The sequence below is a fragment of the Pseudomonas sp. TWR3-1-1 genome, assembly GCF_049896545.1.
GTDB classification, from domain to species: Bacteria; Pseudomonadota; Gammaproteobacteria; order Pseudomonadales; family Pseudomonadaceae; genus Aquipseudomonas; species Aquipseudomonas weihenstephanensis.
Map to the genome: position 1 here is coordinate 451,810 of NZ_JAFCUO010000003.1, position 14,640 is coordinate 466,449.

The window sequence follows — 14,640 nt, forward strand, 5'->3', positions numbered from 1 at the left end:
ACACCTGAAAAGCATTCGGCGCTGTTATTAACAGCGCCGTCTTGGCTACTTGATCAGACCCACTCGCGAGAAGTTCGGCAAATGGCTGGTTTTCGGTTCGGGCCAGCTCATCCAAACAGCGAAGGCCTTGCCGACAATGTTCTCGTCGGGGACCATGCCCAGCTCGTCTTTGGGAATGTTCGGATCATCCCAGTAACGGCTGTCGTTCGAATTGTCGCGGTTGTCACCCATCATGAAGTAGTGCGCGGCCGGGACCGTCCACTCATGATCGGGCGGCGTGCGGTAGCGGCTCATTTCCTTGCGGATCATGTGCTCCACTTCGCCCAGCTTCTCTTTGTACAGCTCGGCACTGCCCAACGTGCCAGGCTCCGAACCCACCAGTTGTTCAGCCACCAGTTGGTCATTGACGTACAGTTTTTTGTCGCTGGTGTAGCGAATCTTGTCGCCCGGCAGGCCCACTACACGCTTGATGTAGTTGACTGTCGGATCGCTTGGGTAGCGAAACACCATCACATCGCCACGCTTCGGATCACCCACTTCGATGATTTTCTTGTCGATCACCGGCAAGCGGATCCCGTAAGAAAACTTGTTCACCAAAATGAAGTCGCCCACATCCAGCGTCGGCTTCATCGAGCCGGACGGGATCTGGAACGGCTCAACCAGAAACGAACGCAGCACCAGCACGATGAACAACACCGGGAAGAACGACTTGCCGTATTCAACCAGCAACGGCTCTTTGTTGAGCTTCTCGATCACCTGCGTATCAGCCGGCTTGACGCTGGCTTGATAGTTGGCAATGGCCTTGCGCCGGCGCGGAGCCAGGAAGACCAGATCGAGCAGCGCCAGCAAACCGCAGACGGCTACAGCAATGACCAGCAACAGCGGGAAATTTAGTGACATAGGACCTAGCTATCCAACCTGAGCACCGCAAGGAAGGCTTCTTGTGGAATCTCCACGTTACCCACTTGCTTCATGCGTTTTTTACCGGCTTTCTGCTTTTCCAACAGCTTGCGCTTACGGCTAACGTCACCACCGTAGCATTTGGCCAGTACGTTTTTACGAAGCGCTTTAACAGACGAGCGCGCAATGATTTGGCCACCAATGGCAGCCTGAATAGCCACATCGAACATCTGACGCGGAATCAGCTCTTTCATCTTCTCGGTCAACGCACGCCCTTTATAGTGAGCGTTGTCGCGGTGAACGATAAGTGCCAGGGCATCCACTTTTTCGCCGTTGATCAATACATCAAGCTTGACCAGATTAGCCGACTGATAGCGGTTGAAGTGGTAATCAAGCGAAGCATAGCCGCGACTGGTGGACTTGAGACGGTCGAAGAAGTCCAGAACCACTTCGTTCATCGGCAAGTCGTAGGTCACTTGTACCTGGCTACCCAGGAACAGCATGTCGTGCTGAACACCGCGTTTTTCAATGCACAGGGTTATGACGTTGCCCAAGTGCTCTTGAGGCACAAGGATATTGGCGCGCACGATCGGCTCGCGAATATCTTCAATCGAAGAAACGTCCGGCAGCTTGGACGGGTTATCGACGTAAATCGTTTCACCCGTTTTGAGCAGCAACTCAAAAATTACCGTCGGCGCAGTGGTGATCAGATCCAGGTCGTACTCGCGCTCAAGGCGCTCCTGAATGATCTCCATGTGCAGCATGCCGAGGAAGCCGCAACGGAAGCCGAAGCCCAGCGCGTCAGAGCTTTCCGGGGTGTATTGCAACGACGAGTCGTTCAACGTGAGCTTTTGCAGCGCCTCACGGAAGTCTTCGAAGTCGTCAGAGCTGACCGGGAACAGGCCAGCGTACACCTGCGGCTGAATACGTTTGAAACCAGGCAGTACGTCGACATCCGGGGTGGAGCTCAAGGTCAGGGTATCGCCCACTGGCGCGCCGTGAATGTCCTTGATACCCGCAATGATGAAGCCTACTTCGCCAGCTTTCAGATCCGTGGTGGCCGTGTGCTTGGGGTTGAACACACCCACGCTGTCGACCAGGTGCATCTTGCCGGTGGATTTAACCAGAATTTTGTCGCCCTTTTTCACGCGGCCGTGGCGCACGCGAACCAGGGACACAACGCCCAGGTAGTTATCGAACCAGGAATCGATGATCAACGCTTGCAGCGGATCTTCATAGTTACCGGTTGGCGCAGGAATGGTGTGCACCAGGCGCTCAAGCACCTCGTCCACGCCCAGGCCGGTCTTGGCGCTACAGGTCACGGCATCAGTGGCATCAATACCAATGATTTTTTCGATTTCTTCCTTCACCCGGTCCGGGTCGGCTTGCGGCAGGTCGATCTTGTTCAAGACCGGCATTACCTCAAGCCCCTGCTCGATAGCGGTGTAGCAGTTAGCCACGGACTGGGCTTCAACGCCCTGCCCCGCATCGACCACCAGCAAGGCACCTTCACAGGCCGCCAGGGAACGGCTGACTTCATAGGTGAAGTCAACGTGGCCCGGGGTATCAATGAAGTTCAGCTGATAGGTAATACCGTCTTTGGCCGTGTAATACAGCGTAACGCTGTGGGCCTTGATGGTGATCCCGCGCTCACGCTCCAGGTCCATGGAGTCCAGTACCTGGGCCTCCATTTCACGGGCGGTCAGGCCACCACACATCTGAATAAAGCGATCGGCCAGCGTCGACTTGCCATGGTCAATGTGGGCGATGATGGAGAAATTGCGGATATGACTCAAATCACTCACGGGTCAACACTCAAAAAAAGTCGCAGGCAGACTGCCCGCCGAAAAATAGCCGGGAATTGTACCTGATGATCGCGCCAAGCGTCACGTTCACAGGCCAATGCACACTGACAAAAAAGCCCCTATCGCGAGATAGAGGCTTTTGGTTCAAGCATTAAAGAGCAATCAACCCGCCCGGCGCAGCAACCAGATACCCGCCAACGCGCAGATACCGGCGGGCAGCAGGACCGCAAACAAGGGCGAGAAACCGAATACCAGGCTGGACGGCCCCAGCAGGTCTTGCGCAATTTTAAAGGTGAAGCCCACCAGCACACCGGTGAACACACGCTGCCCCAATGTCACCGAGCGCAGCGGACCAAAGATAAAGGAGATCGCCATCAACACCAGTGCCGCTGTGACCAGCGGCTGCAACACCTTGACCCAGAATGCCAGCCAGTAGCGGCCATTGTTCAGCCCCTGGTCTTTGAGGTAGTGGATGTAGCTCCACAGACCACTGATCGACAGCGATTCTGGCGCCATGACCACGGTATTGAGCAATTGCGGGCTCAAGGCCACATCCCAGCGCTCGACCGGCGCACTGACCACTTCGGTGCTGCGGTCATGAAACAGCGTGGTGGTGACATCCGAAAGCTGCCAGTGATCCTGATCAAACACCGCTTTTTTGGCGAAGCTCGACGATTGCATGTGCCGCTCTTTATCAAAGCGATAACGGGTCACACCAAACAGCGTGCCGTTAGGTTGCACGGCGTTGATGTGGATGAATTCCTCACCCTGGCGGTGCCACAGACCGTGCTTGGAGCTTTGTGCATCACCGCCGCCCTGCGCCAGTGCGCGATTGGCCTGAGCCATGGTCTCGGTGGCCGGGGCCACATACTCGCCCACCAGCACACCTGCGACCATCAACACCAGCATGGGCTTCATCACCGCCCATACAATCCGGCCGATCGACACACCCGCCGCCCGCATGATGGTCAGCTCACTGTTGCTGGCCAGACTGCCCAAACCAATCAGACAGCCAATCAACGCGGCCATCGGCAACATTTCGTACATGCGCCGTGGGGCCGTCAGCAACACAAAACTGAAAACGTCCATCACGGTATAGCTGTCACTGATGCTGCCCATCTCATCGATGAACGCGAACAACGACGCCAGACCCAAAATAATCCCCAGCACAGCCAGGATCGCCATAAAGACGCTGCTACCGATGTAGCGATCTAGCTTACCCACGCGCCATCTCCTTCACGCTACGGCGACTCGCCAGCTTCAAGCGCAGCGGCTCCCAATACAGCAACAACAGGCCAATGGCCAGGAACAGAACGTGTACCCACCACAGGCCCAGTGTCGGCGACAGCTTGCCTTTTTCCAGCGCGCCACGGGCCGAAATCAGAATGGTCAGGTAACCCATATAAAGCAGAATGGCGGGCAGCAACTTGAGGAAGCGGCCCTGACGCGGGTTGACACGCGACAGCGGCACGGCAATCAAGGTCACGATAAACACCAGCAGCGGCAAGGAAATACGCCATTGCAACTCGGCAATCGCGCGCGGCTCCTTGTTACCGATCAGATCAAGGGTCGGGATCGCGTCGCGGTCCGTCACTTCATCGCTGGCATCAGGCTTGGGCAACAGCACGCCGTAGGTGTCGTACTTGATGGCGCGGTAGTCCGCCAGACCGGGGTTGCCGTCATAACGGTAGCCATTGTCCAGAATCAACCAGCGACTGCCGTCGGGGCGTACTTCCTGACGGCCTTTTTCGGCCACCAACACAGAAATACTGCGGTCTTTGGCGTCCTGACCGAGATTTTTTTGCGAGATAAACACGCCTGACAGGTTAGTCCGGTCATTGGTCAGCTCTTCGGTGTACGTCACCCGGGAACCATCACTCAATGACTGAAAGCGGCCCGGCACCAAGGTGTCGAACTCGGTCAACGCGTCTTGCTTGTTGAGCAACAACTGGAACTGATTGGCACCCTGCGGCGCCAGGCTCAGGCTCAGCCATGCCACCAGCAAGGCGACAAAAGCGGCCGGCACCATGGTCATGCCCAGCAAACGTTGCTGGCTCATGCCGGTGGCGGACAGTACGGTCATTTCACTTTCGAGATACAAGCGCCCGTAGGCCAGCAAAATGCCCAGAAACAGCCCCAAAGGCAGAATCAGTTGCAAGAAGCCGGGCAGACGAAAGCCCATGATCAGGAACAAAGAACCCGGGTCCAGGGCACCCGAAGCTGCCTGCGCCAGGTACTTGATGAAACGACCGCTCATGATGATGACCAGCAGCACAGCGCTGACAGCGCTCAATGTAAGCAGGACTTCGCGGGACAAATAACGGAAGACGATCAAACCAGACACTCCAGGGTCGTCAGGCTAAGGCGGCCAAACACACGGCATTACCAGCCAGCCAGACACTCATCATAGATGAGCGCAGCGGACTAAAAAGATGGCGCATTATCCTGTGAATACCCTCGCCTGTCACTGCGCTTGCTTACCCAAGGTTACAAAGCACTCATTGAAGACCACACGAGGGTTGTCAGCCGCGACCGACGGGGTACAAACTGCCCGCCTTGACGCATGCCCGCATAGACAGGTGAAGCGTTTCATCCATAAGCACTCAAACCCCAGGGTTTGGGCGCACGTTGACCATTTGATTCAGGGACCCGGACATGGAACTGGTTGTAAAAAGCGTTAGCCCAGAAACGTTGAAAACGGCCACTCTCGTGGTCGCCGTCGGCGAAGGCCGCAAGCTCAGCCACACCGCCAAAGCCATCGACGAACTCACCGGCGGCGCTATCAGCGCAGTCCTCAAGCGCGGCGACCTGGCGGGTAAAACCGGCCAAAGCCTGCTGCTGCACAACCTGGCGAACATCAAGGCTGAGCGCGTATTGTTGCTGGGCACCGGTAAAGATGAAGAGTTGGGCGACCGTCCGTTTCGCAAAATCATCAGCGGCGCCCTGGGCGTCCTCAAGGGTCTGGGCGGCAGCGACGCCGTGTTTGCCCTCGACGAACTGGTGGTCAAAGGCCGTGACAGCTACAGCAAAACCCGCCTGCTGGCCGAAACCCTGGTCGATGGCGAGTACACCTTCGACCGCTTCAAAAGCCAGAAAGCCGAACCCCGCGCGCTGAAAAAAATCACCCTGCTGACCATCAAAGCCGCTCAGGCCGAGGTCCAACTGGCCGTGACTCACGCGCAGGCGATTGCTGCCGGCATGTCCTTCACCCGCGATCTGGGCAACCTGCCGCCGAACATCTGCCACCCGGTGTTCCTCGCCGAACAGGCCAAAGAACTGGGCAAAGCGTTCAAGGGCCTGAAAGTCGAGATTCTCGACGAGAAGAAAATCAAAGAACTTGGCATGGGCGCGTTCTACGCCGTGGGCCAAGGCAGCGACCAGCCGCCGCGCCTGATCGTGATGAACTACTCGGGCGGTAAAAAATCCGAGAAGCCGTTCGTGCTGGTCGGCAAAGGCATCACCTTCGACACCGGCGGCATCAGCCTCAAGCCGGGCGCCGGCATGGATGAAATGAAGTACGACATGGGCGGCGCTGCCAGCGTGTTCGGCACCCTGCGCGCCGTCCTTGAGCTGAAACTGCCAATCAACCTGGTGTGCATTCTGGCCTGCGCTGAAAACATGCCAAGCGGCGGCGCAGCGCGTCCGGGTGACATCGTGACCACCATGAGCGGGCAAACCGTTGAAATCCTCAACACTGACGCCGAAGGCCGTCTGGTGCTGTGCGATGCCCTGACCTACGCCGAGCGCTTCAAACCGCAGGCAGTGATCGACATCGCGACCCTGACCGGTGCGTGCATGGTTGCTCTGGGCGCCCACACTTCGGGCCTGATGGGTAACAACGACGAACTGATCAACCAACTGCTCGACGCCGGCAAACAAGCCGACGACCGCGCCTGGCAACTGCCGCTGTTCGACGAGTATCAGGAGCAACTGGACAGCCCGTTCGCCGACATGGCCAACATTGGCGGCCCCAAAGCCGGTGCCATCACTGCAGGCTGCTTCCTGTCACGCTTTGCCAAGGCCTATCACTGGGCTCACCTGGACATCGCAGGCACCGCCTGGGTCAGCGGCGGCAAGGACAAAGGCGCCAGCGGCCGCCCGGTTCCGTTGCTGACGCAATACCTGCTGGATCGCGCCAACGCTTGAAGCTGATGATCGCAGGCTGCGCCGCTTGAGTGTGGTGCAGCCCCGATTCAGGAACCGCAATGACCTCTGAAAAAACCAAAGTCGACTTTTATATCCTGCCCAGCGCCGACCCCGCCGCGCGGCTGGACTTCGCCTGCAAACTCACCGACAAAGCCTGGCGCCTGGGGCATCGGGTGTACCTGCACTGCACGGACACAGCCCAACGCCAAGCGCTGGATGAACGCCTGTGGCGCTTTAAGGGCGAAAGCTTTGTGCCTCACAGCCATGTTGAGGACGAACCCGATGGCGTGATTGTGATGGGCATCGCCGACGCGCCTGCCAGCCATCAGGACTTAATGATCAACCTGGACCTTAAAGTCCCCGAATGCTTCAAACGCTTCGCCCGCGTGGCCGAAGTGGTCGTCGAAGACCCTGCCGTTCGACAGGCCGCACGGGAGAGTTTCCGCTTCTACCGTGAACAGGGCTATCCTCTGCAAGACCACAAGTTACAACGACTCTGAGCACACGATGGACACCCCCAATTCACCGAAAAAAGCTGCACACCTGCTCGATGATCTTGAGTCCATTCGTCAGTTGCTGGGCGACGAGGGCCTGCAACCACCCTTGCTGACCGAGATGGTGGGCGAGGAAGGCATTCAGATTCCGCTGCTCGACGACATGATCGCCCCGGCACCCGCAGCGCCGGCGCCCGTGCAAATCCCGCTGGCCATGGCGCCTGCCGCACAAGCAGAAAAAGCCCCCGACGCCCTGCTGGTTCATCTGGACAAAGAGCTGCGCACCGCCGCCCAGACCATCATGCAAGACGTGATCAACGACTTCGCCCCGCACATCGAAACCGAGATCAAGCGCCGCCTTGATGCGCACATGGAGCGCCTGCTCGCCCAACATCAGAGCTGATGCAGACACAAACCCTGTAGCCGCTGGCGCAGGCTGCGATAAGGCCCGCAGGGCCTTCAAAACATCCGCATCGCTACGCGCTCCATCGCAGCCTGCGCCAGCGGCTACATAAAGCAACCCACACCTCGCCCTCAGCGTCCCGCCCCGCTATACTTGCCGGCTTTCCTGAATTAATGCCAATAGGGTCCCGCCGCGCATGGATAAGACCTACCAGCCGCACGCCATTGAAACTTCCTGGTACAAAACCTGGGAAGAAGAAAACTATTTTGCCCCGCAAGGCGCGGGCGACCCGTACACCATCATGATTCCGCCGCCGAACGTCACCGGCAGCCTGCACATGGGTCACGGCTTTAACAACGCGATCATGGACGCCCTGATCCGTTTCCGTCGCATGCAGGGTCGCAACACGCTGTGGCAGCCGGGCACCGACCACGCGGGGATCGCCACCCAAATGCTGGTCGAGCGCCAAATCGAAGCCCAGGGTCTGAACCGCCACGATCTGGGCCGCGAAAAATTCCTCGACAAGATCTGGGAATGGAAAGACCAGTCCGGTGGCAACATCAGCCGTCAGATCCGCCGCCTCGGCTCGTCCGTAGACTGGAGCCGCGAGCGCTTCACCATGGACGACGGTCTGTCCGAAGCCGTGAAGGAAGCCTTCGTACGCCTGCACGAAGACGGCCTGATCTACCGTGGCAAGCGTCTGGTTAACTGGGACACCAAGCTGCACACCGCGATTTCCGACCTTGAAGTGGAAAACCACGACGAGAAAGGTTTCCTGTGGAACCTGCGCTACCCACTGGCTGACGGTGCCAAAACCGCTGAAGGTCTGGACTACCTGGTGGTGGCGACTACCCGCCCCGAAACCATGCTGGGTGACGCTGCCGTCGCCGTGAACCCGGAAGACGAACGCTATAAGGCCCTGATCGGTAAATTCGTCGAGCTGCCACTGGTCGGCCGCCGCATCCCGATCATCGCCGATGACTACTGCGACCCTGAATTCGGCACCGGTTGCGTGAAAATCACCCCGGCCCACGATTTCAACGACTACGAAGTCGGCAAGCGCCACAACCTGCCGCTGCTGAACATCTTCGACAAAAACGCAAAAGTGTTGCCAGCCGCTCAGGTGTTCAACCTCGACGGCACGCTCAACGAAACCATCGACGGCACCCTGCCAGCCCAGTACGCCGGCCTGGATCGTTTCGAGGCGCGCAAGCAAATCGTTGCCGATTTCGACGAAGCCGGTCTGCTGGTCAGCGTCGACGATCACGCCCTGAAAGTGCCGAAAGGCGACCGTTCGGGCACCATCATCGAGCCGTGGCTGACCGACCAGTGGTACGTATCGACCAAGCCGTTGGCAGAGCCGGCCATTGCCGCCGTTGAAGATGGCCGCATTGCGTTCGTGCCTAAACAGTACGAAAACATGTACTTCTCGTGGATGCGTGACATCCAGGACTGGTGCATCAGCCGTCAGCTGTGGTGGGGCCACCGCATTCCGGCCTGGTACGACGAATCGGGCAAGGTTTACGTAGGCCGCGACGAAGCCGAAGTGCGCGCCAAGCACAATCTGGGGCCGGACATTGCGCTGCAACAGGACAACGACGTGCTCGACACCTGGTTCAGCTCGGGCCTGTGGACGTTCTCCACCCTGGGCTGGCCGGAAAAAACCGAAGCGCTGAAAACCTTCCATTCCACCGACGTGCTGGTCACCGGCTTCGACATCATTTTCTTCTGGGTTGCCCGGATGATCATGCTCACCATGCACTTGGTGAAAAACGAAGACGGCACCCCGCAAGTTCCGTTCAAGACCGTGTATGTACACGGCCTGGTACGTGACGGTCAGGGCCAGAAGATGTCCAAGTCCAAGGGCAACGTGCTGGACCCGCTGGACATCATCGACGGCATCGAACTCGAAGACCTGGTGGCCAAACGCACCACCGGCCTGATGCAGCCAAAACTGCTGAAGAAGATCGAAAAGCAGACCCGCGACGAATTCGCCGACGGCATTGCCAGCTACGGCACCGACGCCCTGCGCTTCACCTTCTGCTCGCTGGCCTCCACCGGTCGTGACATCAAGTTCGACATGGGCCGCGTTGAAGGCTATCGCAACTTCTGCAACAAGATCTGGAACGCTGCACGCTACGTGCTGGACAAGGGCGAAGACTGCGGCCAAAACGGCGAAGCCTACGAACTGTCGCTGGCCGATCGCTGGATCATCTCGCAGTTGCAGCGCACCGAAGCCGAAGTGACCCGTCACCTTGATCAGTTCCGTTTCGACCTCGCGGCGCAAGCCCTGTACGAGTTCATCTGGAACCAGTACTGCGACTGGTATCTGGAGCTGTCCAAGCCTGTGCTGTGGGACGAGAATGCGCCCGTAGAACGTCAGCGTGGCACCCGCCGCACGCTGGTTCGCGTGCTGGAAGTCGCGCTGCGCCTGGCGCACCCGTTCATGCCATTCATCACCGAAGAAATCTGGCAGCGCATCGCGCCACTGGCCGGCGTTGAAGGCAAGACCATCATGCTGCAACCGTGGCCGGTGGCGAACGAGTCGCGTATCGACCAGGGCGCCGAAGACGATATCGAATGGCTCAAGGGCCTGATGCTCGGTATCCGCAACATCCGCGGCGAAATGAACATCGGTCCAGGCAAGCCTTTGCAGCTGTACCTCAAAAACGTCGGTGCCGAAGATCAGCGCCGTCTGAGCGAGAACGATGCACTGCTCAAAAAGCTGGCTAAACTCGAAGCGATCACCGTACTGCAAGACGGCGCCGAGGCCCCTCTGTCCGCCACCGCACTGGTAGGCGAAATGGAAGTGCTGGTGCCAATGGCCGGTCTGATCGACAAGGATGCAGAGCTGGCGCGACTGGACAAGGAAATCCAGCGTTTGCACGGCGAAGTGGCCCGCGTAGGCGCAAAACTGTCGAACGCAGCCTTCGTAGACAAGGCTCCGGCCGAAGTCATTGACAAGGAACGCGCCAAATTGGCCGAGGCCGAACAAGCCTTGAGCAAATTGGCTGAACAGCACGCGCGGATTTCCAGCCTGTAATTAAGCTGCGCACCTGATCGCGGGCAAGACCTACTCTTGTGTAGGAGCGAGCTTGCCTCGCGATGGTCATCAAGATCATCGCGAGCAAGCTTGCTCCTACACGGTTTTAGGGCTTGCCCGCGATTGCTTTTGTGGAATGAATTGAACATGACTACCCCCCGCACTTCCAAAGCCACACGCCACAAGCCCAAGGTTGCCAGCGATGCCAAACCGGTCGAGCCGCGCGTCAAGCCCAGCCTGCACCCGCGCAACCGTCATCAGGGCTGCTATGACTTCCCGCAGCTGATTTCGGTGTGCCCTGAGCTTGCCGAGTTCGTCATCATCAACCCGTACGGCAAAGAGAGCATCGACTTCGCCAACCCGAGTGCTGTGCGCGTGTTCAACCGCGCCCTGCTCAAGGCGTTTTACGGCATTGCTCACTGGGACATCCCGGCTGACTACCTGTGCCCGCCAGTTCCGGGTCGCGCCGACTACGTGCATTTTCTGGCTGACCTGCTGGCAACCATGAACGATGGTCAGATCCCGCGTGGGCAAAACGTTCGCGTGCTGGATATCGGCATGGGCGCCAACTGCGTCTACCCGTTGATCGGCCACAGCGAATACCGCTGGCAGTTCCTGGGCACCGAAGTTGACCCGACCGCAGTCAAAGCGGCCAAGGCAATCGTACAGTCCAACAGCCTGAACAAAGCCATCAGCCTGCGCCTGCAACCTGATCCGAAGAAAATCCTGCTGGATGTACTCGACAGCAGCGAACGCTTCGACCTGAGCATGTGCAACCCGCCGTTCCACGCCTCGCTGGACGAAGCCACGCGCGGCAGTGAGCGCAAATGGCGCGCACTGGGCAAGGCCGATCCGAAACGCAAATTGCCGGTGCTGAACTTTGGTGGCCAGGCGGCCGAGTTGTGGTGCGAAGGCGGCGAACAGCGCTTTGTCAGCCAACTGATCCGCGAAAGCGTGCAGGTCGCCCGTCAGGTGCTGTGGTTCAGCGTGTTGGTGTCAAAAGCCTCCAACCTGCCAGCAATCCAGACCGCGCTGAAAAAGGCCGGTGCACGCGAAAGCCAGGTCGTGGACATGTCCCAGGGCAACAAGCAAAGCCGCTTTGTGGCCTGGACGTTCCATGACAAAGATCAACAGCAACTGTGGCGCGAAAAGAACTGGAAGTAATCGCGTGAGTACGCGAAACCTCGTAGCCGCTGACGAGCTGCGTTCGGCGGCCCAGCCGTCGCAAAACCTTAAGTCGCGGTCTGCCCGTTAGATTGCGGCCTCAGGTTTTACGAGCGCTGCGCACTCGAACGCAGCCTCGCGCAGCTCGTCAGCGGCTACAGGATTTGCGCGTCTAGTCCTGAAAATAGGCCAGAAGGTGTAAACCTTATTCAGGACGGGACAGCGCCCACAAAAAAGCCGCGCCCGGGATCACTCCCGGGTGCGGCTTTTTTACAGCAGTCTTACTTGTTAACAGCGTCAGTCAGGCCTTTGGCCACAACGAGCTTGATAACTTTTTTGGCAGCGATTTCGATGGCAGCGCCAGTCGAAGGGTTACGGCCAGTGCGGGCAGGACGCTCGGTCACTTTCAGTTTGCCAATACCTGGCAGAGTGATTTCGCCGCCATTTTCCAATTGATCAGCAACGATCTGAGCCAGTTGGTCCAGAGCGTTACGCGCGGTAGTTTTTGGCGCGTCGATAGCTTCAGCGATATCAGCGATCAGTTGGTCTTTAGTAATAGCCATTGAGATGTTCCTTCCCTATCAAATTCATTTGGTTTGCAGAGTGCAAAGTCAGCTATCGAGCCAGATATTTGGGGTCTGGCACGCCCGTTTGCTTTCACGACGAATCGCGGATGTAGAGTGCTAAAACGGGGTTTGGTTCGACCTGACACATGCTGAATCCGCGCTTTGCGCCGTTACCCGGCGCAAGACGGGGCAAAACTAGCACAGAGACGGCCAAATATCCGCCTCTACCTGCCCATTTGGTCTGCTTTATCGCGTTAAAACGGTAAAAAAACACCTTCAGCCGCACACTCGCCCCCTAAACCCCGGTGCAAAGGCTGCCCAGACGCTCAGGTGCGTTACACTTGGTGCTTTTGCGGGACCCGCCCGTAACCCTCTCATTATTCGCCGAGAAGCCCATGCCGATCCGTCATTGCATCGTCCACTTGATTGAGAAAAAACCTGACGGTACGCCCGCAGTCCTCCACGCCCGCGACACTGAACTGGCCGAGTCGCAGGCCATCGAGAACATGCTCGCCGACCTCAACGAAAGCTATAACGCCAAGCAAGGCAAAGCGTGGGGGTTTTTCCATGCTGAATCTGGCGCACATCCGTTTAGCGGCTGGCTCAAAGAGTATCTGGACGGTGGCACCGATTTCGCCGCGTTCAGCCGCGTCGCCGTTGAGCACCTGCAAAAGCTGATGGAGGAATCCAACCTGTCGGCCGGTGGCCATGTGCTGTTTGCGCACTACCAACAAGGCATGACCGATTATCTGGCCATTGCCTTGCTGCACCACAGCGAGGGCGTGGCGGTGAATGCCGAGCTGGACGTGACCCCCTCGCGCCATCTGGACTTGGGCCAATTGCACCTCGCAGCACGGATCAATATTTCCGAATGGCAGAACAATAAGCAGTCCAAGCAGTACATTTCGTTCATCAAAGGCAAAAACGGCAAGAAGGTGTCGGAGTACTTCCGCGACTTCATCGGTTGCCAGGAGGGTGTCGACGGCCCGGGCGAAACCCGTACCCTGCTCAAAGCCTTCAGCGACTTCGTTGAAAGCGAAGACCTGCCGGAAGAGTCCGCCCGCGAAAAAACCAAAACCCTGGTCGACTACGCCAGCAGCCAGGCCAAAATCGGCGAGCCAATGGGCTTGGCCGAACTGTCCGAGCTGATCGACGAAGAGCGCCCGAAAGCGTTCTACGATCACATCCGCAACAAGGACTACGGCCTGTCGCCTGAAATCCCGGCTGACAAACGCACCCTTAACCAGTTCCGCCGCTTCACTGGCCGCGCTGAGGGCCTGTCGATCAGCTTTGAAGCGCACCTGCTGGGGTCCAAGGTGGAATTCGACGAAGAAGCCGGTACGTTGATCCTCAAGGGCTTGCCGACTCAGCTCCTCGACCAGCTCAAGCGCAACAAATAATGTTTAACGGGATCCTGAAAAAAGTCCTGTTTGTGCTGGTGGTCGTGGTGGTGTTTCAGAACTGGGGCAAGATCGAGCGCGTGCTCAACCCCTCCGGGGTGGTTTCACAGCACACGCAGGCCAACGCCCGCGTCGTGCTGTACGCCACCGACTGGTGCGGTTACTGCAAAGCCACACGACGCTTTCTCGACCAGAAAGGCATCCCGTACTCAGAATTTGATATCGAGAAAGATCCCGTTGCGCGTAAAGCCTATGAAGCATTGGGCGGGCGCGGGATTCCGATACTGGACGTGAATGGCACGCTGATCCGCGACTTCAAGCCCGACGCGATCCTGCAAGCGTTGAAATAAACGTCTCGCCGATCGCCACACAACCTGTAGCCGTTCGATCACGCTCGCAGCCTCGCGCCTCGCCGGCGACTACAGGTTGATGTGCGTCAGGGTTCTACCGCCTGGCTTTGTACCAAGCACTCTTTGGCGCTTTTGCGCAATTTTTTGATCAGCCGTTCCTGGCGCAGCGCTTCGCCTTTATCGGGCCAACGCTCGATATAGACCAAGGCCACCGCCGGGCTGGAGGCAAAAAAACGCGCCCCCTTGCCCGTTTGATGCTTGGCAAAACGCTTGACCGGGTCATCACTGATACCGCAATACAGCGCGCCGTTAGCCGCCCGCACCAAGTACACAAACCAGGGTTTCGTCAAAACGGGCGCAGTCACTGTT

13 protein-coding genes are annotated in these 14,640 nt (G+C 58.2%); 7 read left to right on the plus strand and 6 right to left on the minus strand.

The features are described 5' to 3' along the window. Positions 1-45: 45 nt before the first annotated feature. From lepB to lptF, 4 genes are all read right to left on the minus strand, one after another. The gene (lepB, locus tag ACP7A4_RS10735) at positions 46-900 is read right to left on the minus strand and encodes a signal peptidase I (RefSeq protein ID WP_048363272.1); all 855 of its coding nucleotides are present in this window, start codon (positions 898-900) and stop codon (positions 46-48) included. Positions 901-905: 5 nt separating this feature from the next. Beyond that, entirely contained in the window at positions 906-2,705 is a 1,800-nt protein-coding gene (lepA, locus tag ACP7A4_RS10740) for a translation elongation factor 4 (protein ID WP_048363271.1), read from the minus strand. Positions 2,706-2,867: 162 nt separating this feature from the next. Then, positions 2,868-3,929, minus strand: coding sequence for an LPS export ABC transporter permease LptG (lptG, locus tag ACP7A4_RS10745; RefSeq protein WP_048363270.1), 1,062 nt, complete (start codon positions 3,927-3,929; stop codon positions 2,868-2,870). Then, positions 3,922-5,040: an LPS export ABC transporter permease LptF gene (gene lptF, locus ACP7A4_RS10750; RefSeq protein ID WP_048363269.1), complete on the minus strand. Its 1,119-nt coding sequence runs from the start codon at positions 5,038-5,040 to the stop codon at positions 3,922-3,924. The genes lptG and lptF overlap by 8 nt, the downstream gene beginning before the upstream one ends. 320 nt (positions 5,041-5,360) lie before the next feature. Here lptF and ACP7A4_RS10755 point away from each other — a divergent pair, with 320 nt between their 5' ends. From ACP7A4_RS10755 to rlmF, 5 genes are all read left to right on the plus strand, one after another. Then, entirely contained in the window at positions 5,361-6,851 is a 1,491-nt protein-coding gene (locus ACP7A4_RS10755) for a leucyl aminopeptidase (protein ID WP_048363268.1), read from the plus strand. 59 nt (positions 6,852-6,910) lie between these two features. Further along, entirely contained in the window at positions 6,911-7,351 is a 441-nt protein-coding gene (locus ACP7A4_RS10760) for a DNA polymerase III subunit chi (protein WP_048363267.1), read from the plus strand. Between the two features lie 7 nt (positions 7,352-7,358). Further along, complete coding sequence (locus tag ACP7A4_RS10765; protein WP_426246736.1) at positions 7,359-7,748, plus strand: DNA polymerase III subunit chi; 390 nt, start codon at positions 7,359-7,361, stop codon at positions 7,746-7,748. Between the two features lie 196 nt (positions 7,749-7,944). Continuing rightward, complete coding sequence (locus ACP7A4_RS10770) at positions 7,945-10,791, plus strand: valine--tRNA ligase (RefSeq protein WP_426246738.1); 2,847 nt, start codon at positions 7,945-7,947, stop codon at positions 10,789-10,791. A 147-nt stretch (positions 10,792-10,938) separates the two neighbouring features. Beyond that, complete coding sequence (rlmF, locus tag ACP7A4_RS10775) at positions 10,939-11,955, plus strand: 23S rRNA (adenine(1618)-N(6))-methyltransferase RlmF (RefSeq protein WP_426246740.1); 1,017 nt, start codon at positions 10,939-10,941, stop codon at positions 11,953-11,955. Positions 11,956-12,236: 281 nt separating this feature from the next. Here the strand turns inward: rlmF and ACP7A4_RS10780 are convergent, their stop codons facing one another. Next, positions 12,237-12,518, minus strand: a complete 282-nt coding sequence (locus tag ACP7A4_RS10780; RefSeq protein ID WP_003440137.1) for an HU family DNA-binding protein — start codon at positions 12,516-12,518, stop codon at positions 12,237-12,239. A 398-nt stretch (positions 12,519-12,916) separates the two neighbouring features. Here ACP7A4_RS10780 and yejK point away from each other — a divergent pair, with 398 nt between their 5' ends. Further along, a complete protein-coding gene (gene yejK, locus ACP7A4_RS10785) occupies positions 12,917-13,921 on the plus strand; it encodes a nucleoid-associated protein YejK (RefSeq protein ID WP_048363263.1) in 1,005 nt (334 codons plus the stop codon). Continuing rightward, entirely contained in the window at positions 13,921-14,271 is a 351-nt protein-coding gene (locus ACP7A4_RS10790; protein WP_059764388.1) for a glutaredoxin family protein, read from the plus strand. Before yejK ends, ACP7A4_RS10790 begins: the two co-directional genes overlap by 1 nt. A gap of 86 nt (positions 14,272-14,357) precedes the next feature. Here the strand turns inward: ACP7A4_RS10790 and ACP7A4_RS10795 are convergent, their stop codons facing one another. Then, positions 14,358-14,636: a GIY-YIG nuclease family protein gene (locus ACP7A4_RS10795; RefSeq protein WP_059764386.1), complete on the minus strand. Its 279-nt coding sequence runs from the start codon at positions 14,634-14,636 to the stop codon at positions 14,358-14,360. Positions 14,637-14,640 lie beyond the last annotated feature (4 nt).